This window comes from Methylobacterium sp. 22177 (assembly GCF_052045615.1).
Classification (GTDB): Bacteria; Pseudomonadota; Alphaproteobacteria; order Rhizobiales; family Beijerinckiaceae; genus Methylobacterium; species Methylobacterium radiotolerans.
The window spans coordinates 11537-31299 of sequence record NZ_JBQEPK010000026.1 but is presented as its reverse complement, the minus strand read 5'-3'; the positions used below and the strand labels follow the sequence as shown (position 1 = coordinate 31299).

Annotated in this window: 15 protein-coding genes; 12 read left to right on the top strand and 3 right to left on the bottom strand. The window is 72.4% G+C overall.

The features are described 5' to 3' along the window. The first annotated feature begins 1 nt into the window (after position 1). From ACTJK8_RS21350 to ACTJK8_RS21330, 5 genes are all read left to right on the top strand, one after another. Entirely contained in the window at positions 2-1087 is a 1086-nt protein-coding gene (locus tag ACTJK8_RS21350; protein ID WP_024827263.1) for an efflux RND transporter periplasmic adaptor subunit, read from the top strand. After that, positions 1084-4197, top strand: a complete 3114-nt coding sequence (locus tag ACTJK8_RS21345) for an efflux RND transporter permease subunit (protein WP_127993210.1) — start codon at positions 1084-1086, stop codon at positions 4195-4197. The genes ACTJK8_RS21350 and ACTJK8_RS21345 overlap by 4 nt, the downstream gene beginning before the upstream one ends. Positions 4198-4446: 249 nt before the next feature. Further along, a complete protein-coding gene (locus ACTJK8_RS21340; protein ID WP_053621274.1) occupies positions 4447-4989 on the top strand; it encodes a TetR/AcrR family transcriptional regulator in 543 nt (180 codons plus the stop codon). A gap of 347 nt (positions 4990-5336) precedes the next feature. Further along, the gene (locus ACTJK8_RS21335) at positions 5337-5831 is read left to right on the top strand and encodes a PaaI family thioesterase (protein WP_244633246.1); all 495 of its coding nucleotides are present in this window, start codon (positions 5337-5339) and stop codon (positions 5829-5831) included. A 111-nt stretch (positions 5832-5942) separates the two neighbouring features. Then, a complete protein-coding gene (locus ACTJK8_RS21330) occupies positions 5943-7403 on the top strand; it encodes an MATE family efflux transporter (protein ID WP_440762476.1) in 1461 nt (486 codons plus the stop codon). Between the two features lie 147 nt (positions 7404-7550). Here ACTJK8_RS21330 and ACTJK8_RS21325 read toward each other — a convergent pair whose 3' ends face one another. Continuing rightward, positions 7551-9248, bottom strand: a complete 1698-nt coding sequence (locus tag ACTJK8_RS21325; RefSeq protein ID WP_116656673.1) for an IlvD/Edd family dehydratase — start codon at positions 9246-9248, stop codon at positions 7551-7553. Between the two features lie 443 nt (positions 9249-9691). Here ACTJK8_RS21325 and ACTJK8_RS21320 point away from each other — a divergent pair, with 443 nt between their 5' ends. Continuing rightward, entirely contained in the window at positions 9692-10615 is a 924-nt protein-coding gene (locus ACTJK8_RS21320) for a CDP-diacylglycerol diphosphatase (RefSeq protein WP_012329728.1), read from the top strand. 16 nt (positions 10616-10631) lie between these two features. Here ACTJK8_RS21320 and ACTJK8_RS21315 read toward each other — a convergent pair whose 3' ends face one another. Together ACTJK8_RS21315 and ACTJK8_RS21310 are read right to left on the bottom strand one after the other, a co-directional pair. After that, positions 10632-11741, bottom strand: coding sequence for a DUF2254 family protein (locus ACTJK8_RS21315; protein ID WP_165851047.1), 1110 nt, complete (start codon positions 11739-11741; stop codon positions 10632-10634). A gap of 92 nt (positions 11742-11833) precedes the next feature. After that, complete coding sequence (locus tag ACTJK8_RS21310) at positions 11834-14998, bottom strand: efflux RND transporter permease subunit (RefSeq protein ID WP_012329726.1); 3165 nt, start codon at positions 14996-14998, stop codon at positions 11834-11836. Between the two features lie 115 nt (positions 14999-15113). Between ACTJK8_RS21310 and ACTJK8_RS21305 the strand changes: the two genes are divergently transcribed. From ACTJK8_RS21305 to ACTJK8_RS21280, 6 genes are all read left to right on the top strand, one after another. Beyond that, positions 15114-16331 (top strand): efflux RND transporter periplasmic adaptor subunit, encoded by a 1218-nt coding sequence (locus ACTJK8_RS21305; protein WP_209651336.1) that lies wholly within the window; start codon positions 15114-15116, stop codon positions 16329-16331. Positions 16332-16338: 7 nt separating this feature from the next. Continuing rightward, the gene (locus tag ACTJK8_RS21300) at positions 16339-16668 is read left to right on the top strand and encodes a DUF3862 domain-containing protein (protein WP_012329724.1); all 330 of its coding nucleotides are present in this window, start codon (positions 16339-16341) and stop codon (positions 16666-16668) included. 604 nt (positions 16669-17272) lie between these two features. Then, complete coding sequence (locus tag ACTJK8_RS21295) at positions 17273-18298, top strand: ABC transporter substrate-binding protein (RefSeq protein ID WP_029359017.1); 1026 nt, start codon at positions 17273-17275, stop codon at positions 18296-18298. Then, positions 18295-19050, top strand: a complete 756-nt coding sequence (locus ACTJK8_RS21290) for a 2Fe-2S iron-sulfur cluster-binding protein (RefSeq protein WP_029359019.1) — start codon at positions 18295-18297, stop codon at positions 19048-19050. Before ACTJK8_RS21295 ends, ACTJK8_RS21290 begins: the two co-directional genes overlap by 4 nt. Next, entirely contained in the window at positions 19047-19376 is a 330-nt protein-coding gene (locus ACTJK8_RS21285) for a succinate dehydrogenase (RefSeq protein WP_058606901.1), read from the top strand. The genes ACTJK8_RS21290 and ACTJK8_RS21285 overlap by 4 nt, the downstream gene beginning before the upstream one ends. Then, entirely contained in the window at positions 19373-19750 is a 378-nt protein-coding gene (locus tag ACTJK8_RS21280) for a succinate dehydrogenase, cytochrome b556 subunit (protein ID WP_024827274.1), read from the top strand. Before ACTJK8_RS21285 ends, ACTJK8_RS21280 begins: the two co-directional genes overlap by 4 nt. Positions 19751-19763: the final 13 nt, after the last annotated feature.

Sequence of the window (19763 nt, the reverse complement as noted above, 5' to 3'; positions counted from 1 at the left end):
GATGGATGGGCGATGGGTGATCGGGTTCGCCGGCTTGGCGCTCGCGGCATGCTCGCCCGCCGAGACCGCCGTCACGCCGGAGCCGCCGCTGGTCCAGACCGTCGCGGTCGCGCCCGCCACGGCGGCCGCCGCGCGCTACACCGGCGTGATCCGGGCCCGGACCGAGAGCAATCTCGGCTTCCGGGTCGGGGGCAAGATCTTCGAGCGCCTCGTCGACCCGGGCGACCACGTGCGCCTCGGGCAGCCCCTGATGCGGCTCGACCGGACCGACTTCACCCTGGCGCTCAACGCGGCCCGCGCCTCGGTCGAGGCGGCCCGCGCGCAGATGATCAAGGCGAGGGCCGACGAGGAGCGCAGCCGCAAGCTCGTCGGCGACGGTTGGACCTCGAAGCAGACCTACGACCAGAACAGGGCCGCGGCGGACGCCGCCATCGCCCAGTTCGCCAACGCCGAGGCGCAGGCGAGCCAGATCGCCAACCAGGCGGGCTATTCCGAACTCCAGGCCGATGCCGACGGCGTCGTGATGGAGGTGCCGAGCGAGCCGGGCCAAGTCGTCGCCGCGGGGCAGACGGTGGTGAAGCTCGCCCGCGACGGCGCCCGCGAGGCGGAGGTGTTCGTGCCGGAGGGGAGCCGGCAGCGCGCGAGAGGCACGGCGTCGGCGACCCTCTACGCCGAGGGGGAGAGCACCTATCCGGCCAAGCTCCGGGAACTGTCGGCCACGGCCGACCCGGCGACCCGCACCTACCGCGCCCGCTACATCCTCTCGGGCGGCGGCGAGACCGCGCCCCTCGGGGCGACCGTGACGCTCCAGCTGACCCCTGCCCAGGCACAGGCGAGGACTTGGGTGTCCGTGCCGCTCGGGGCCCTGTTCGACCAGGGCGGCGGCTCCGCCGTCTGGCGCTACGACGCCGAGACCCAGACCGTCGCGGCGCAGCCCGTCACCGTCGCGCGCCTGTCGGAGGAGAGCGCCGAGATCGCCTCCGGTCTGAACCCCGGCGACCGGATCGTCGCGCTCGGCGCCCATCTGCTCAAGGCCGGGCAGAAGGTCCGGCCGGCGAGCGCGAGCATGGCGGAGGCTGGCCGATGAACGCCTCCGGCTTCAACCTCTCGGCCCTGGCGGTGCGCGAGCGCGCCGTCACGCTGTTCCTCCTGCTCGCGGTCACGGCGGCCGGGATCTTCGCCTTCCAGAAGCTCGGGCGCGCCGAGGACCCGACCTTCACGGTCAAGACCATGGCGGTCTCGGCCGCCTGGCCCGGCGCGACCACCGACGAGATGCAGCGGCAGGTCGCCGACCCGCTAGAGAAGCGTCTCCAGGAACTCGTCTACTACGACCGGGTCGAGACGACCGTTCGCCCCGGCCTGATGCTGATGAAGGTCTTCTTCAGGGACTCGATGCCACCGGCCAAGCTCCAGTCGGAGTTCTACCAGGCGCGCAAGAAGCTCTCCGATCAGGCCTCCAGCCTGCCGCGCGGCGTGCTCGGGCCGCTGTTCAACGACGAGTTCTCGGACGTCTACTTCGCCCTCTACGCGCTCCAGGCCGAGGGACTGCCGCACCGGCATCTCGTGCTGCGCGCCGAGGACCTGCGCCAGCGCCTGCTGCGCGTGCCCGGCGTCGAGAAGATCAACATCCTCGGCGAGCAGGCGCAGAAGATCTTCGTCGAGGTCTCCTACCAGCGCCTCGCGACCCTGGGCATCACCGGCCAGCAGCTCCTGGCGGCGCTCGCCAACCAGAACGACGTGACGCCGGCCGGCTTCGTCGAGGCCGACGGCCCGCGCGTGTACCTGCGGCTCGACGGCGCCATCGACGGCCTCGACGCGCTCCGCAATCTCCCGGTGGCGGCCGGCGACCGCAGCCTCAAGCTCGGCGACATCGCCGTGGTGAGGCGCGGCTACGAGGACCCGAAGGTCTTCGCGATCCGCAACGACGGCGCGCCGGCCCTGGTGCTGGGCCTCGTGATGAAGCCGGGCTTCAACGGCCTCAGCCTGGGCCAGGCGCTCAATGCCGAGGAGGTCGCGATCCATCACGAACTCCCGACCGGCATCACCTTCACGAAGATCACCGACCAGGCGAAGGTGATCGACGACGCCGTCCACGAGTTCATGGTGAAGTTCTTCACCGCGCTCTCGGTGGTGATCTTCGTCAGCCTCGTGGCCCTAGGCTTCCGGGTCGGCGTCGTGGTGGCGCTGGCCGTGCCGCTGACCCTCTCGGCGGTGTTCGTGGTCATGATGGTCACCGGCCGCGACTTCGACCGCATCACGCTCGGTGCCCTGATCATCTCGCTCGGCCTCCTCGTCGACGACGCGATCATCGCCATCGAGATGATGGTGGTGCGCATGGAGGAAGGCGCCGACCGGGTCTCGGCGGCGACTCATGCCTGGAGCGCCACCGCCGCGCCCATGCTGACCGGCACGCTCGTCACCGTCGCGGGCTTCCTGCCGGTGGGCTTCGCCGCCTCCACGGCGGGCGAGTACGCCGGCAACATCTTCTGGGTCGTGGCCTTCTCGCTGATCGTCTCGTGGATCGTGGCCGTGACCTTCACGCCCTATCTCGGCGTCAAGCTCCTGCCGGACATCAGACAGGTGGAAGGTGGGCACGCGGCGATCTACGCCACGCGGAACTATCAGCGCCTGCGCCGGGTCGTGCGGCTCTCGGTCGATCACAAGTGGCTGGCGGCCGGCATCACCGTGGCGCTGTTCGCCGCGGCCGCGGCCGGCATGGGCAAGGTCGAGAAGCAGTTCTTCCCGAACTCGGAGCGCTCCGAGCTCATCGTCGAGGTGACCCTCCCGACCGGCTCCGCCTTCGCCACCACCGAGGCGAGCGTGCGGAAGGTCGAGGCGGCCGTGCGCGCGATCCCCGAGGCGGGCGAGATCACGAGCTATATCGGCCAGGGCATGCCGCGCTTCGTGCTCTCCTTCGATCCGGAGCTGCCGGACCCCGCCTTCGCGCAGATCGTCGTCCAGACCGCCGACGCCCACGCCCGCGACGTGCTGCGCGGCAAGGTGCGCCAGCTCGTCGACGCGGGCGGCTTCCCCGAGGCGCGGGTGCGGGTGCTGCAGATCGTGTTCGGGCCGCCGGTGCGCTTCCCCGTCGCCTTCCGGGTGGTCGGACCCGACCTCGACGTCATCCGCCGCGTTGCCGCGCAGGTGCGCGACGTCATGATGGCCAATCCCAACATGCGCCTCGTCCACCTCGACTGGGGCGACAGGACGCCGAGTCTGCACCTCGCCCTCGACCAGGAGCGCCTGCGCCTGATCGGCCTGACGCCGAAGGAGGCCGGCCAGCAGCTGCAGAGCTACCTCAACGGGACGCCGGCGACCCAGGTCCGCGAGAACCTGCGCTCCGTCGACGTCGTCCTCCGCAGCCCCGGTCCCGAGCGCCGCTCGCTGGGCGACATCGGCGACCTGACGCTGACCACGAGGGACGGGCGGCAGGTGCCCCTCTCGCAGGTTGCGCACTTGGAGAGCCGCAACGAGGACGCGGTGCTCAAGCGCTACAACCGCGAGACCTATATCCGCGTGCAGGGCGACGTGATCGACGGCAAGCAGCCGCCGGACATTCACGCGCAGATCGTCCCCGAACTCGCCGCCGTGAAGGCGAAGCTGCCGCCCGGCTACCGGATCGACACGGCCGGCTCGGTGGAGGAGAGCGAGAAGGCGATGACGGCGCTGGTGACGGTCTTCCCGCTGATGCTGATCGTGACCCTGACGGTCATCATGCTGCAGGTCCGCTCGTTCACCACCATGGTCATGGTGTTCGCGACCGCGCCGCTCGGCCTCGTCGGTGCCGTCCCGACGCTGCTCGTCTTCCACCAGCCCTTCGGCTTCAACGCGATCCTCGGCCTGATCGCGCTGTCGGGCATCCTGATGCGCAACACGCTGATCCTGGTGGATCAGATCCACCACGACCGCGCGGCGGGGCTGTCGGATTACGAGGCCATCGTCGAATCGACGGTGCGGCGGGCCCGACCGGTGATCCTGACGGCCGCCGCCGCGATGCTGGCCTTCATCCCGCTCACGCACTCGGTGTTCTGGGGGGCGCTGGCCTACGTGCTGATCGGCGGCGTCGGGGTCGGGACCCTGCTGACGCTGCTGTTCCTGCCGGCGCTCTACGCCCTCTGGTTCCGGGTGGCGCGGGACGCGCGCGCGACGCCGAGCGCATCCGGCCCCGCATCGGTGCCCGTGCCGGCCGAGCCCTGACCCGGCCTCACCCCACCGATGCCCCGCCATCCGGGGCATCCCGCGATCGCGCGTTCGGGTCTCGGGCGCGCGGTGCATCGACCGGCCCGCGCTTCGCCCCCTCGCGCAGGCCGGTCGACAGCCCTGACCGGCGGCCGCGGCGCGACCGCGACGCCGCCATCCGCCGGACCTCGAGCATGCGCGGGCCGCCGTCCCTTCAATAAATGATATCGCGCATCTATGTGAGAAGGCGGAGCGGAGGACGGTACGATGCCGAGGGTCTCACAGGAGCAAGCCAAGCTGAACCGCCAGCGCGTGGTCGAGGTCGCATCGGCCCTGTTCCGGGAGCGCGGCCTGCACGGTATCGGCGTCGTCGACATCATGGCGGCCGCCGGCCTGACCCATGGCGGCTTCTACGGTCAGTTCGCCAGCAAGGAGGCCCTCGCCGCGGAGGCGTTCGACGCCGCGATCAGCGCCGAGTACCGGGCGAACCTCGACGCCTTCATCGAGAACTATCTCTCCCTGGCGCACGTCCGGACGCCGGGGAGAGGCTGCCCCGTCGCGGCGCTGGTGAACGACGTCGGGCGCGAGCCGCCCGGGAGCGCCCTGCGGTCGCGGTTCACCCAGGGGGTCAAGGGGCTCGCCGGCCTCATCGCGGACAGGCTGCCCAGAGCGTCCAGGGAGCGCCGCAGGCAGCGCGCCCTGATCGCGCTGTCGACCATGGTGGGGGCGGTGGTGCTGGCACGGGGTGTCGACGACGAGGCCCTGGCCGGCGAACTGCTCGAGGCGGCGCGCTCCACGATCCCGGGCTGAGCCGGTTCGAGGCGGCGCCTCGCTCGGGCCGCGTCATGGCCGGGACGGAGCCTGGGACGGGATCGGGTCGCCGGTGGCCAATCGGGCCGCATCGTCGCCGCAGCCGATACCCCCGTGGGGAGGACCGCATTCGGTCGGGGCCCGCTGGGCCGCGCTCCGTGTTTTTAGATTGTGATCTGCATTTATATAGATTACGCTCGACATCGACGCCCAGGCCTCCGGACCGACATCGCCCGATCGGGTCGTCCGCGAGGCCGCGGGTCCGTCGCTCGCCCCCTCTCCGAGAAGGCTCACCGATGACCGGCGACGCGGCTTCGAGATCGCCCGAGCCTTCGCGGCGGAGGATCGTGGAATGGGCGGATCCCCGCTCCATCGCCGCGGCGGGACAAGCCCTCGCGGGGATCGACTTCCTGCGCGCGCTCATGGCGGGGAAGATCCCGCCGCCGCCCGCGATCCAGCTGCTGGGCATCGAGCTCGTGTCGGTCGATCCCGGCACGGCCCGGATGTGCATGCCGGCCGCGGAGTACCTCTTCAACCCGCTGGGCTCCGTCCACGGCGGCTCCCTCGCCACGCTGCTCGACAGCGTCATGGGCTGTGCCGTGCACGCGACCCTGCCGCTGGGACGCGGCTACACGACGCTGGAGTTCAAACTGAATTTCCTGCGCGCCGCCACCGAACGGTCCGGGCTGCTGACTGCGGTCGGGCAGGTCGTTCACGCCGGTCGGCAGCAGGCCGTGGCCGAGGGCCGCCTCAGCGACGCGTCCGGCCGCCTCGTCGCGACCGCGAGCACGACCTGCCTCCTGTTCGATCTGCCCGGGGCGAGGACGCCGCCCGCCGGCTGACCGCGCCCGCCGTCGACGCCCGCGTGACTGCACCGCGCCGAAGGTCGGTCCCGCGCCCCGTCGACATCGCGGGCGCTCGGCCGCGATCCCCGAGACTGTGAGGCCCCCGCCATGGACATCCGCACGCGCCGCCTGCTCGAAGCGCCCCTCGTGCCGACCCTGGCGCGAATGGCCGTGCCGAATGTCGTGGTCATGGTCGTCCAGACCTCCATCGGCCTGATCGAGACGTACTTCGTCGCGGAACTCGGAACCGATGCCTTGGCCGGCCTGGCTCTCGTCTTCCCGGTGGTGATGCTCGTCCAGATGCTGTCCGCCGGCGGCATGGGCGGCGGCATCCAGTCGGCGGTCTCCCGCACCCTGGGCGCGGGCCGGCGGGCGGAGGCAGATCTTCTCGCCTGGCATGCCGCCGCGATCGGCCTCGCACTGGGTGTCGTCACCAGCCTCCTCGCCCTGCCGCTGGGGCCGAGGCTCTACGCCGCGATGGGCGGCACCGGGGGCTCGCTCAGGGCCGCGACCGCCTACGCGGGCGTCGTGTTCGGCGCGGCGACCCTGATCTGGCTGTTCAACGCGCTGGCGGCGGTGATCCGCGGGACCGGCAACATGGCGCTTCCTGCCGGCGTCACCTGCGCGGGGGCCGTCGTGCTGATCCCGCTCTCGCCCGCGCTGATCTTCGGCTGGGGCCCGCTGCCCAGGCTCGGGGTCGTGGGCGGCGGCGTCGCCTTCGCGGGCTACTACGCCGCGGGCTCCGCCGTCTTCGCCGCCTACATCTGGTCCGGCCGCGGCGTCCTGCGACCGGGCCGGCGTCCCCCGAGGCTGACCTGGGCGCCGTCCCGCGAGATCCTGCGCATCGGCCTTCTGTCCGGCATCGCCAGTGTGACCTCGAACGTCACGGTCATCGCGGCGACCGGCTTCGTCGGGACGGCGGGGCCGGCGGCGGTGGCCGGATACGGCACCGGTGCGCGGCTGGAGTACCTGCTGGTCCCGCTCGTGTTCGGGCTCGGCTCGCCCATCGCGGCCCTCGTCGGGACGGCCCTCGGCGCCGGGATGGAGGTCCGCGCCCGTCGGGCCGCGCTGACCGGCGCCCTCGTGGCCGGCGGCCTGACGGAGACCATCGGCCTGGTGGCGGCCGGGTCCCCTGAGACCTGGCTGGGCCTGTTCGGAAGCGACCCGGCCATGATGGCCACCGGCTCATCCTATCTCCGCATCGTCGGGCCCTTCTACGGGTTCTTCGGGGCCGGCCTCGCCCTCTACTTCGCCGCCCAGGGCGCCGGCCGCGTCGGCTGGCCGCTCACCGCCAGCCTTCTCCGGCTGGGGGTGGCGCTGGGCGGCGCCTGGATCGCGGCCGTGCTCGGGCTGGGCCTGGCCGGGATGTTCGCCGCCCTCTCGGCCGGCTTCGTCACCATGGGCCTCGTCAATGCCGCCGCCTTCGCCACGGGGCGGATGATCCGAACCAGGGCCGCGCCCGGGACCACCGCGGCACCGGGCGCCGTCGCGGCGGGCGACGGTCCCGCCCTCCGGGCCGCGACGCCCGGACCGGAGCCGATGGGCCGCACGCGGGGCGCGGCGTCGTGACGCCCCCGGCACCGCCAGGGCGGTGATGAGCGCGGCAGGCCTGCCGGGTCACGGGGCCGGCAGGCGGGGCTTGCCGAGTTCGGCGACGGGCGCGCCCCGGATGGCGGAGCCGGCCTCTGACGCGCCCGTCCGGGACGACCGGGGCCGTCAGCCCTCGGCCTTGGCGAGGAAGTCGAAGTCGCAGCCCTCCGGGGCCTGCGTGACGCTGCGCCGGTAGAGCGCCTTGTAGCCCCGAGCCGGGGCCGGCGGCGGCCGGTGGTCGGCGAGCCGGCGGGCGATCTCGTCCTCCGCGACCAGGAGATCGACGCGCTTGTCCTGGATCGACAGGCGGATGCGGTCGCCGTCGCGCACCGCCGCCAGCGGGCCGCCGACCGCGGCCTCGGGCGCCACGTGCAGGACGATCGACCCGAAGGCCGTGCCCGACATCCGCGCGTCGGAGATGCGCACCATGTCCTTCACCCCCGCCTGCGCCAGCTTCTTGGGGATCGGCAGGTAGCCCGCCTCCGGCATGCCGGCCGCGTGCGGGCCGGCATTCTGCAGGACGAGGATGTCGCCGGGCGCCACGTCGAGGTCGGGATCGTCGATCCGCGCCGACAGGTCTTCCAGGCCGGTGAATACCACCGCCCGCCCTTCCGACTCGAACAGCTCAGGCGTCGCCGCCGCGCGCTTGAAGATCGCCCCGTCGGGCGCGAGGCTGCCGGACAGGGCCACGAGGCCGCCGACCGGCGACACGGGATCCTCCGCGGTGCGGATGATCGCGCGGTCGACCCAAGCCTCCGGCTCGTCCAGGCGCTCGGCGAGCGTCCGGCCCTCCACGTCCACCGTGTCGAGGTGGAGGAGCGGGCGCAGCTCGCGCAGGAGCGCGCCCATGCCCCCGGCGGCGTGGAAATCCTCCATGTAGCCCTGGCCCACGGGCTTCAGGTCGACCAGCACCGGCGTCGCGTCGGAGATCTGATTGAACCGCTCGGGCGAGATCCGGATGCCGAGCCGCCCGGCGATGGCGGTGAGGTGCACGATGGCGTTGGTCGAGCCCGACACCGCCATCAGCACGCGGATCGCGTTCTCGACCGATTTCTCGGTGATCACCTGCGAGGGCCGGATCTTCGACTGGATCAGCCGCACCGCCGCGCGGCCGGTCTCCTCGGCGGCCACCAGCCGGTCGGAATGCACCGCCGGGATCGCCGCGGTGCCCGGCAGCGACATGCCGAGCGCCTCGGCGATGCACGCCATGGTCGAGGCCGTGCCCATCACCGCGCAGGTGCCGGCCGTGACGGAGAGCCGGCCCTCGACCTCGGCGATCTCCTCGGCGTCGACGGTGCCGGCCCGGTATCTGGCCCAGAAGCCCCGGCAATCCGTGCAGGCGCCGAGCCGCTGGCCCCTGTGGCGGCCGGTCGACATCGGGCCGGTGACGAGCTGGATCGCCGGCAGGTCGGCGGAGGCCGCGCCCATGAGCTGGGCCGGCACGGTCTTGTCGCAACCGCCGATCAGCACGACCGCGTCCATCGGCTGGGCCGCGATCATCTCCTCGGTGTCCATGGCCATGAGGTTGCGGTACATCATGCTGGTCGGGTTGAGGAAAACCTCGCCGAGTGACACGGTCGGGAACGGCCGCGGCAGGGCGCCGGCCGCCAGCACGCCGCGGGAGACCGCCTCGACCAGCTCGGGCATGCCCCGGTGGCAGTTGTTGAAGCCCGACGGGGTCATGGCGATGCCGACCACCGGCTTGTTCAGCAGGCCGACCGAGATGCCCATGGAGCGCGCGAAGGAGCGGCGCAGGTAGCGGGCGAAGTCGCGGTCGCCGTAATTGGTCAGGCCGCGGTCGAAGCCGTGCGGTTCGTCGGTCATGGTCGTCTCCTCGCGAGGGCGGCCCGGGTCACCCCGGCCGTCCGGTCTGTCTCAGCGGTCGCCGGGCTCCCGGCTCCTGACGCGCGTCGGGTCGGTCCTCGTGCGCGGTCCGTCCCACCCCTGTCCTTCTCGCCGCGATTCCGGCGGCGCGCCGCCTGATAGGTTGCGACCGCCGGCGGCACCGGGATGGGCAGAGGCATGACCCAGTTCGGCGGCGCTGACGAGGTCCGCGCAAGGCATGGCCCATCGGATAGCCGTCCGAGAAGGGGGCGCGCGGGATCCGGGGCACGAAAGACGCCGCGGCGTCACCGCGTCCCGCGCGATCCGTCCGGCGCTGCATCCGTAGCACGGCGGCGATCGCGCAGGCCGCTGGCGGCCTGTATGACGGTCCTGGCGTCGGCGGACCCGACGCCTCGCGCGGCAACCGGACACCGGGTCACGTCATGGATTTGCGCAGCGCCGCGGTCAGGCTCGCCCGTCAGGCGCGTGACGCCGTCCGTCGCCGGCCGGACACCGCGTCACCGCGCGGCTCCACCGGCCGCGCGAGGAGCGGGCTGTCGCGGAGATCGCTCGGCACCCTGATCATCCTCGCGGCGGCCTCGGTCTGGCTGGCTGTCGCCGTCGGGCCCAACCTCCTCGGAAACGGCGGAGCCCTGTGGGCGATCGTGCACGGCGCGTGCGTCCCCCACGAGAGGCGCGGACAGGGACCCGCACCTTGCAGCCTGGTCGACCTGGCGGGCGGGGTCGAGAAGGGCTACGCCATCCTCAAGGACCTCCGCGGGCGGGCGCAGTTTCTCCTGATCCCGACGGCGCGCATCACCGGCATCGAGAGCCCCGTGCTCCTTCGACCCGGGACGACGAACTACTTCGCCAAGGCGTGGCGCGCGCGGACCTTCGTCGAGGGCCGCCTCGGCCATCCGCTCGACCGGCGCGACGTCAGCCTCGCGGTGAACGCGCGGCTGCGGCGGAGTCAGGGGCAGTTGCACATCCACATCGACTGCGTCCGCCTCGACGTCCGCGACGCCCTTCGCCGCCTCGCGCCCACGATCGGCGATCGCTGGGCGCCTCTGCCCGAACCGCTGGTCGGACGCCCGTTCAGGGCGATGCGCGTGCTCGGGGACGACCTCGACGCCGCGGACCCGTTCGACCTGCTGGCTCGCGACGGCGACGCGCGCGCCGCCATGGGCGAGCACTCGCTGGCCGTCGTGGGGGCCGAGTTCCCGGGCGGGAAGCCGGGCTTCGTGCTCCTCGACGGCCTGGTGACCAGCCGTTTCGGCAGGGCGGCCAACGGCGAGATCCTGCAGGACCACACCTGCGGTCTGACGGTCGAATCCCCGTCGACCGGGCTTCGGCCCCTGGAATTCTGACGCGGGCCGACCCGGCTCACGGTTGCGCGGAGCCCGGCCGGCGCCCGGTCGTCACGCGGAGGGCCGCTCCGGGCTCGCGCGGCGATCGAGCCCGCTCTACCGCTTGTACTCCGGGGAGAGATGATCGAGCGGGTTGGTGCGCGCGTCCTTCTTCCGGCCCGTGTCGGTACCGGCGCTCCCGCCCGCCATGACGTCCGTCGACGACGAGATGGCGCTCGGCGGTGAGACGGGTCCGGTCGACCGGTCGGCGGGGGCAGCGCCGCCCTTGGTCGTGCTGACGCCCGGGGGCAGCGTGGCCGCAGTCGGCTGATCGATCCGGCTCGCCGCCGATTGGGCGAGCACCGGTCCGGACGACAGGATCAGCGCGCAGGCGCCCGCGGCCGCGCGAACCGCGGAAACCCGGGCGGTGCCGCCGGAGCGCGTGCCTATCGAAACCATCGATCCATCCATCCCTGAGAGTCGGCCGGCCGTCGTCCGGTGACCCAATGGATCGGCGCGCGGGCAGTTCCGCTCCTCGTCGATCGGTGCGGCGACGCGGCCTCCGCGTGGCGCCGCGGCGGCCGCGCCCCGCGGTATGGAACGCGGGAGCCGTGTGCCGCCGCGGCCGGGCCCGGGACGCCGCCTGCTCGACCGGCCGGATCGTCTCGCCGACCCGGCCGAAGCGGGTGAGCTGCCGCATCCAGCCCAGGAAGACGACGACGGCCAGGTCGATGACCACCACCATCGCCCCCAGCAGCACGGGGCGCCCGCCCGGCCCGTAGAGGGGGGTCGACAGGGCGATGATCTCGACCACCGAGAACATGAACGCGCCGAGGATCGTGGCGAGCGCGTCGTGCGCCGGCCGGTCTCCGGTCCACGGGGTCGTGGCGCGCCGCGTCACGCCCGACGACGCGGCACCGCGGGCGTTGACCGGAACGGTCAGCGAGAAGGCCGTCACCGTCAGCATCGCGGAGGCGAGGATGCTCAGGACAGGGCCGAAGGCGTCGGCGTCGGCGCTCAGGGCGAGATCCTCCTCCGCGCGGAACTGGAAGCGCCACGCGAGCAGGGCCGTCGGGACGCGGCCGACGCAGTCGAGCGCCGCGCGGACTCGGCCTGACGGAGGGTTCGGGACAGGATCAGCCGCCACGCGGCGGGACGGTCCTCACGCTCTCGCAGGCTCCCGTTCGCCGCCGAGCCCGGGATCGGCGGCGCGACCGTCTCGGCGACGGACCAGAGTGGCTACTCGGCCGGCTGCGCCGCGCCGGCCGGCCCGGACTGCGCCCTGGCGGCCGCGTCGCCCCGCCCGAGCAGCCGCTCGAAGGCGACGTAGAACGTCGGCGTGATGAACAGGGTGATGAAGGTCGCGACGACCAAGCCGCCGATCACCACCGTCCCCATGGAGACGCGGGCATGCGCCCCGGCGCCGCTCGCGATGGCGAGCGGGATCGAGCCGGTGATGAAGGCGAACGACGTCATCAGGATCGGGCGCATCCGCAGGCGCGCCGCGTCCTGGGCCGCCTTCAGGACGTCCTCGCCCTGCCGGCGCAGGTCCTCCGCGAAGGACACGAGCAGGATCGAGTTCTTGGCGGCGAGCCCGACGAGCAGCAGCAGACCGATCTGGCCGAAGATGTCGAGTTCGAGCCCGCGCACGGCCAGGAATCCGACCGCGCCGAAGATCGCGATCGGCGTCGCCAGCAGGATCACGAAGGGGAGGCGCAGCGACTCGTACTGCCCGGCGAGCAGCAAAAAGATCATCAGCACGCCGAGGCCGAAGATCAGCGGCGCGTAGCCGCCCGCGACCTTCTCCTGGAAGGCGACGTCGGTCCACTCCACCGCGTAGTCCGAGGGCAGCCGGCGCTTGGCCAGCGCCTCGACCTCCTTGAGCACCGTGCCGGAACTCGCGCTGGAGGCCACCTCGATCGCCACCTCGATGGCCGGGTAGGTGTTGTAGGACAGGACCGCGGTGGGGCCGGTGGTGAATTCCGCCCGCACCAGGGAGCCGATCCGCACGGGCTCGCCCCGGCTGTTGAGGACCGGAAGCGCCTGCAGATCCTGGATCGTGCGCCGGCCCGTGGCCTCGCTCTGCACGTAGACCTGATAGACGAAGCCGAAGCGGTTGAAGAGGTTGACGAAGCTCGACCCGACATAGGTCCCGAGCGCGTCGAACAGGTTCTGGAGGGGCACACCGAGCTGCTCGGCCTTGGCCCGGTCGATCTCCAGGCGGATCTGCGGCACGCCGTAGCTCGTCGTCGGCAGCGCCTGGGCGACGTTGGGGCTCTTCTCCATCTCGTCGATGAAGCGCTGGGCCGCCTCGGCGAGCTTGATGCCGCCGGCACCGCTGCGGTCCTGGATCTCGAGCGTCAGGCCGCTGCGGGTGCCGAGCCCCGGCAGCGGCGACGGGTTGACCACCCGCACCTTCCCGTCCGGATCGTGCCGGAATTCCTTCTGCACGCGGGCGATGATGGCGTCGGCCGAGGCCGCCCGCTCGCCCCACGGCTTCAGGACCGGGATCTGGAACCCGTAGAACGGTGCCACCGCGTCGGCGAGGATGCTGCGCCCCACGACGCCGATCGTGTGATCGACCTCCGGCATGTCCCGCAGGCTCCTGCCGAGCCGCTCGACCATCCGGTCGGTGCGCGCCACCGAGGCGCCCTTCGGCAGGGCGACATCGGCGAAGAAGTAGCCCTGGTCCTCGTTCGGGACGAAGCCGGTCGGGCGCTGCATCACGAGGAGCGCGGTGAGCGCCGCGAAGGCCGCGAAGGCGAGGCCGACGAGCACGAGGTGGCGGGTGAGCCGGCCGATCATCGCGGTGAGGAGGCCCGCGGCGCGCTCCAGCGTCCGGTTGAACCAGCGCAGCGGCGCCCTCCACCGGCTCCGGTGCGCCCCGGCGCCCTCCGGGCGGTGCTTCAGGATCAGGCCGCAGAGCGCCGGCGTCAGGGTCAGCGAGACCACGGCCGAGATCATCACCGAGATCGCGATGGTCAGGGCGAACTGGTTGTAGAGTTGGCCGGTCAGGCCCGGGATGAAGGCCACGGGCACGAACAGGGCGGCCAGCACCAGGGTGGTGGCGATCACCGGGCCGGCGACCTCGTTCACCGCCTCCCGGGCGGCCGGGCGCGGCTCCATCCCCTCGTCCATCAGCCGCTCGGTGTTCTCGACCACGATGATGGCGTCGTCGACCACGAGGCCGACCGCCAGCACCAGGCCGAGCAGGCTCAGGGTGTTGAACGAGAAGCCGAGCAGCGCCATCGGCCCGAAGGTCCCGACCAGCGCCACCGGCACGGCGATCGAGGGGATCAGCGTCGCCCGCCAGTTCTGCAGGAACAGGTAGGTGACCACCACGACGAGGATCAGCGCCTCGAACAGGGTGTGCACCACCTCGCGGATCGCCTCGCGGACGAACTCGGTGCGGTCGAGGGCGATCTTGTACTTGAGCCCCGGCGGGAACCGCCGCGCGAGCTCCGCCATCGTGGCCTTCACCCCGTCCATGACGTGGACGGCGTTGGCGCCCGGCGTCTGGTAGAGGCCGAGGGTCGCCGACGGCTCGCCGTCGAAGCTGGAGCGCACGCCGTACTGCTCCGAGCCGAGTTCCACCCGCGCCACGTCGCGCACCCGCACCACGGAGCCGTCGGGATTGGCCCGCAGCAGGATGTTGGCGAATTCCTGGGGTTGGCTGAGCCGTCCCTGCGTGACGACCTGCAGCTCGAAGGCGGTGGGCGCGCCGTCGGTCGGCGGCTTGCCGAGGGAGCCGGTGGTGATCTGCTCGTTCTGCTGGCTCACCGCGCGGATCACCGCGTCGGGGCTGATCGCCAGCGCCTCCATCTTCACCGGGTCGAGCCACAGGCGCATGGCGTAGCGCTTCTGGGAGAAGTTCTGGATCCGGCCCATGCCGTCGACCCGGCGGAGCGGTTTGATCACCTGGGTCTCGGCCCAGTTGGCCAGGAACAGCTCGTCGTAGGGCGCACCCGGATCGGCGTAGAGCACGATGTTACCGAGCCGCTGGCGGGAGCTCTTCTGGATCTCCAGCCCCTGCGCGCGCACCGAGGCCGGCAGCTTCGCCTCGGCCCGGTTGGCGCGGGTCAGCACCTCGGCGGCGGCGGCGTCGAGGTCGGAGCCGATCTCGAAGGTCGCGTCGAGGTTGACGCTGCCGTCCGTGTTGCTGGTCGAGGCGATGTAGAGCAGGTGCTGGGCGCCGTTGATCTCCTGCTCGAGGGGCGTCGTGACCGCGTCGTAGGCCTGCTGCGCGCTGGCGCCGGGATAGGTCGCCTGGATGTTGATGATCGGCGGCGCGATCTCGGGAAACTGGGCGATCGGCAGGGTGAGGCCGGCCACGGCGCCGATCAGGGTGATCAGAACCGAGATGACGGCCGCCAGGACCGGCCGGTCGACGAAGCGGGCGAACATCGGACCTCGACGGTGATCGGTGGCCGCGAGGACCGCGGGCGTGCAACGCGAACGCGTTTGGCGTGTTCCCCGTCGGGCTCGGCGCGGGCGCGCCGCAGCGGGAGGAGCAGTCAGCGTGCGGGCGGGGCTTCGGACCGGACTACTCGGATGTGGCGCCGCGCTGGTCCTGGCGGCGGGCGGCTGGTTCGCGATGGGCCGGCCGGAGCCCGCGGCCCTGATGAGCGCGCTGCCTTGGTCGGACCGGCCGGCCGAGACCGCCGAGACCGAGCCGCCGATCGCCGTCACGGTGACGGCGGCGCGGACCCGGACGGTGCCGATCAGCTTCACCTACACGGGCACCATCATCGCGCAGCAGGACGCGGCCCTGCAGGCCCGGGTGACCGGCGACGTCACCGAGCGCCCCTTCGAGCCCGGGAGCCACGTGAAGAAGGGGCAGGTTCTGTTCCGGATCGATCCGCGCCCGTTCCAGGTGGCGCTCACCCAGGCCCAGGCCCAAGAGGCGCAGGCCAAGGCGCAGCTCCAGTTCGCGCAGGCCGAGGTGAGCCGGACCGACACGCTGGCCGACAAGGGCTACGCGTCGGAGCAGCGGCTCCAGCAGCTCCAGTCGAACGCCGCCGCGGCCGCCGCCCAGGTCCAGGGGGCCGAGGCCGCGATCGCGCGGCAGAACCTCAACCTCGACTACGCGGTGGTCAGCGCGCCCTTCGACGGGCGGGCGAGCCTGTCGATCGTGAACCCCGGCGACCTCGTCATCGAGAACCAGACGGAGCTGGTCACGGTGGTGCAGCTCGACCCGATCGACGTGCAGATGGCGCTCTCCTCCGAGGATTCCGAGGCCTTGCGCGAGGCGATGCAGACCGGCCCGGTGACCGTGGAGGTGCTGGACGAGGCCGGCAAGCCCGTGCGCGACGCCAGGGTCTACCAGCTCGACAACCGGTTCGACCCCCGCACCGCCCGGCGCCTCGTGCGCGCGTTGCTGCCGAACACCGACGAGCGCTTCCTGCCCGGTCAGTTCGTCCGCGCGCGGGTCAAGACCGGCACCGAGGAGAAGCTCCTCGTCCCCACGGTCGCGCTGTCGGCCCGGCTCGCCCAGCGGATCGTCTACGTGGTGGACGATCAGGGCGTGGTCCGCCAGCAGCCCGTGACCACGGGCGACAGCTTCGGCGAGGACACCGCGATCCTGGCCGGGCTCAAGGCCGGCGAGCGGGTGGTGACCGACCATCTCCAGGACATGCGGCAGGACCTCAAGGTCGAGATCCGGTCGGCGGACGCGGGTGCCGCGGCCGAACCGCGGGCGCCGGAGGCCGACGGGCCCGCCCCGGGCGCGCCGGGCTGAGCGGGCGATGCGGTCCGCGCTCCCGATCGCGCTCGTGCCGGCGCTCGTTCTGATACTGCTTCCGACACTGCTCCCGGCGCCGGCCGCCGGGGCCGCGGCGCCGCACTGCCGCGTCGACCATGCGCACTATGCCGCCCTCGGGAAGGGGATGACCTACCGCCAGGTGCGCGCCCGTCTGGGTTGCGACGGCCGCCGCGTCTCGCACCTGACCGTCGGGCGGGTCCGGCGCGCGACCTATTCCTGGCCCGGGCGCGGGACGTACGGCGCCAACATCACGCTCACGTTCCGCAACGACCGCCTCACCGACAAGTCGCAACTCGGCCTGCGGGCGCCCTGAGCGGTGCGCCGCGCCGGACGATGACCGTCCCTTCCCGGCGCGGGGTGCGCGGTGCCGCCCGCGGACCGCGCCCCGGCACGCCCCGGGGCCGCGTCCCGGAGACCGAGCGCGCGATCCTGATGCGCCGCCCCCAGTCTTGTAAATGACCTAACACTCTCGCGCGCGATCCCGGTCGAGGGACGCATGTGGCGGCGCATCGGCGCCGTGCGACGCTCCATCGGGAGCGGGCGGGCGCAAACCCCGACGCCGCGCCCGGCTCTCAGCGATGCGGAATCCCACGGACCGGTCGCGAAGTCTCCGAGGCGAACCGGCGACCGACCCGGCGGGTGTCACAGGGACGCGGGCAGGACCTTCCGCCGGTCACGTCGATCAACCCGTCGGCGCCAGCGCGCGCACGGGTCAGCCTCTGCCACTCTGGCCCGCGGTCCCGTCGTGCCGGGCGCAACCGACGGCGCGCTTCGGTGCGGCCCCACGGACGGCCCGCGAACAGGTCATATATATGATACATGATTATTGACAGGCCTCGTCCGGAGCGTATCCTCGACCCGACGCCGACGAAGTCGCACAACTCGCAAGATCGGCGCGCAGACAGGTGAGGAGCGCCATGACGGCACGGAGCATGATCCGGCTCGTCGGGACGGTCGCGGCCCTGTGGGGGGCCCTCGGCGCCGCCCGGGCAGAGGTCTCGACCGTTCGGCTCGCCAAGCAGTTCGGGATCTCCTACCTGCCCCTGACCGTGATGGAGGAGCAGGGCCTGCTCGAGAAGCAGGCCAAGGCGCGCGGCCTCGACGTCAAGGCCGAGTGGCTGCGCTTCACCGGCGGCTCGGGGATGAACGAGGCCCTGCTCTCCGGCAACCTCGACCTCGCCTCCGGCGGCGTCGGCCCGTTCCTGACGATCTGGGGCCGCACGCTCGCCAACATCAAGGTCAGGGGCGTGGCGGCGCTGAACGCGATGCCGCTCTGGCTGGTGACGACCAACCCCGCGGTGAAGTCGATCGCGGATTTCGGGCCGCAGGACAAGATCGCGCTGCCGACCGCCAAGACCTCGATCCAGGCGATCACCCTGCAGATGGCCGCCGAGAAGGCGTTCGGGCCCGGCCAGCAGGGCAAGCTCGACCCGCTCACCGTCTCGATGGGTCACCCGGACGCTCAGACCGCCCTGATGGGCGGCCGCTCCGAGATCACCGCCCATTTCGGCTCGCCGCCGTTCCAGGAGATGGAGCTGAAGGATCCGCGCGCCCGCAAGGTGCTCGACAGCTACGACGTGATGGGCGGCCCCCACACCTTCAATCTCGTCTGGGCCACCAGCCGGTTCGTCACCGACAATCCCAAGGTCACGGCGGCCTTCCGGGCGGCGCTGGAGGAGAGCCTGACGCTGATCCGCGAAGACCCCGCCCGGGCCGCGGCGCTCTGGATCAAGGCGGAGGGGTCGAAGCTCTCGCAGGACGAGGCCGTCGACCTCATCCGCGCGCCGCAGAACGCCTGGACGACCAAGCCGCAGCGCATGCTCGACTACCTCGCCTACATGAACCGGGCCGGGCTGGTCTCCGCCACCGCGGCCAGCGAGGGTGAGCTGTTCTTCCCCGCGCCGGCCGCCGGCAGCGGCGCGCCGAAAGAGGCCACGCGGTGACGGCGGCCGCGGATCGCGCCGCCGTCACGCCGGAGGCGAGCGCGGCGCTGCAGGTCCACATCCGGCGGGGCGCGGCGGTCGCGGCCTTCACGGTGCCGCGCCGGGCCAACCAGACCGTACTCGACGTCGTCACCGAGATCCAGCGCGACCAGGATCCCACCCTCGCCTACCGGTTCGCCTGCCGGGTCGGCATGTGCGGCTCCTGCGGCATGACGGTGAACGGGCGCCCGCGCTGGACCTGCCGCACCCGGGTCGCCGCCGTGGCGCCGGACGGGGTGCTGACGCTCGAGCCCCTGCGCAACCTGCCGGTGGTGAAGGACCTCGCGGTCGACATGGAGCCCTTCTTCGAGAAGTGGCGCCGCGCCCACGGCTATTTCGAGCCGGGCGAGACCCCGCCCGACGACTTCGCGACGGTCGCGCCGGATTCGCCCGCGCGCCAGGAGGTCGATGCCGGCATCGAGTGCATCAATTGCGGCGTCTGCTACGCGGCGTGCGACCTCGTCACCTGGAATCCCGACTATCTCGGTCCGGCGGCCCTCAACCGGGCGTGGACGCTGGTCAACGACGTCCGCGACCGGGATGGCGCCGGCCGTCTGGCCGCTGTGGCGGGCGATGCCGGCTGCCATTCCTGCCACAGCCACATGAGCTGCACCGAGCATTGCCCGAAGGGCTTGAGCCCGACCTTCTCGATCGCCGGCCTGAAGCGCGAGACCGGCAAGGCGGCGCTGCGCCGGTTCTGGAGGCGCGGATGAGTCCGCTCCTGTACCTCGCCCAGCGCGGCACGGCGGCAATCCTCGCGGTCACAGTCGCGGTCCACCTCGGCACGATCGTCTACGCGGTGCGCGGCGGGCTCACGGCCGGCGAGATCCTGGGCCGGACTCAGGGCAACCTCGCCTTCCTGCTGTTCTACGCGGTCTTCGTTCTGGCCGCCGCGATCCACGCCCCGATCGGCCTGCGCAGCGTCCTGCGCGAGTGGGCCGGCTGGCGCGGCCGCTCCCTCGACGTCGCCATGATCGGCCTCTCGGCCCTGCTCGCCGGGCTGGGCCTGCGGGCGGCACTCGCGGTGTACGTGGCATGAGGACCGCCGCGAGCACGGCCGGGCGGACCGGCATCACCCGCGCGTCCCTGCGCAGGCCCGGCTTCGCCGCCGCGCTGATCCACCGGCTGTCGGGGATCGCCCTGGCGCTGTTCCTGCCGATGCACTTCATCGCGCTCGGCACCGCGCTCCAGGGCGCCGACCGGCTGGAGCGCTTCCTCGGCCTCACCCATAACGGCTTCGTCCGCACGGCCGAATGGGGCCTCGTCTGCGCGCTCGCCGTCCACATGGCGCTGGGACTGCGCGTACTCGCCATCGAGTGGCTGCGCTTCCGCGAGCGCAACGCCCGCGTCGTGTCGGGCTGTCTCGCGACCGCCTTCGCGATCGGCCTCCTGTTCCTCCTCAGCGGGGCCTGACCGTCGCCCATCG

Excerpts from the sequence above, each read along its gene's own strand:
- ACTJK8_RS21330 (WP_440762476.1), top strand. The coding sequence starts at position 5,943 with ATGGACATCCGCACGCGCCGCCTGCTCGAAGCGCCCCTCGTGCCGACC.
- ACTJK8_RS21285 (WP_058606901.1), top strand. The coding sequence starts at position 19,047 with ATGAGTCCGCTCCTGTACCTCGCCCAGCGCGGCACGGCGGCAATCCTC.
- ACTJK8_RS21350 (WP_024827263.1), top strand. The coding sequence starts at position 2 with ATGGATGGGCGATGGGTGATCGGGTTCGCCGGCTTGGCGCTCGCGGCA.
- ACTJK8_RS21320 (WP_012329728.1), top strand. The coding sequence starts at position 9,692 with ATGGATTTGCGCAGCGCCGCGGTCAGGCTCGCCCGTCAGGCGCGTGAC.
- ACTJK8_RS21325 (WP_116656673.1), bottom strand. The coding sequence starts at position 9,248 with ATGACCGACGAACCGCACGGCTTCGACCGCGGCCTGACCAATTACGGC.
- ACTJK8_RS21345 (WP_127993210.1), top strand. The coding sequence starts at position 1,084 with ATGAACGCCTCCGGCTTCAACCTCTCGGCCCTGGCGGTGCGCGAGCGC.
- ACTJK8_RS21280 (WP_024827274.1), top strand. The coding sequence starts at position 19,373 with ATGAGGACCGCCGCGAGCACGGCCGGGCGGACCGGCATCACCCGCGCG.
- ACTJK8_RS21295 (WP_029359017.1), top strand. The coding sequence starts at position 17,273 with ATGACGGCACGGAGCATGATCCGGCTCGTCGGGACGGTCGCGGCCCTG.
- ACTJK8_RS21310 (WP_012329726.1), bottom strand. The coding sequence starts at position 14,998 with ATGTTCGCCCGCTTCGTCGACCGGCCGGTCCTGGCGGCCGTCATCTCG.
- ACTJK8_RS21340 (WP_053621274.1), top strand. The coding sequence starts at position 4,447 with ATGCCGAGGGTCTCACAGGAGCAAGCCAAGCTGAACCGCCAGCGCGTG.
- ACTJK8_RS21300 (WP_012329724.1), top strand. The coding sequence starts at position 16,339 with ATGCGGTCCGCGCTCCCGATCGCGCTCGTGCCGGCGCTCGTTCTGATA.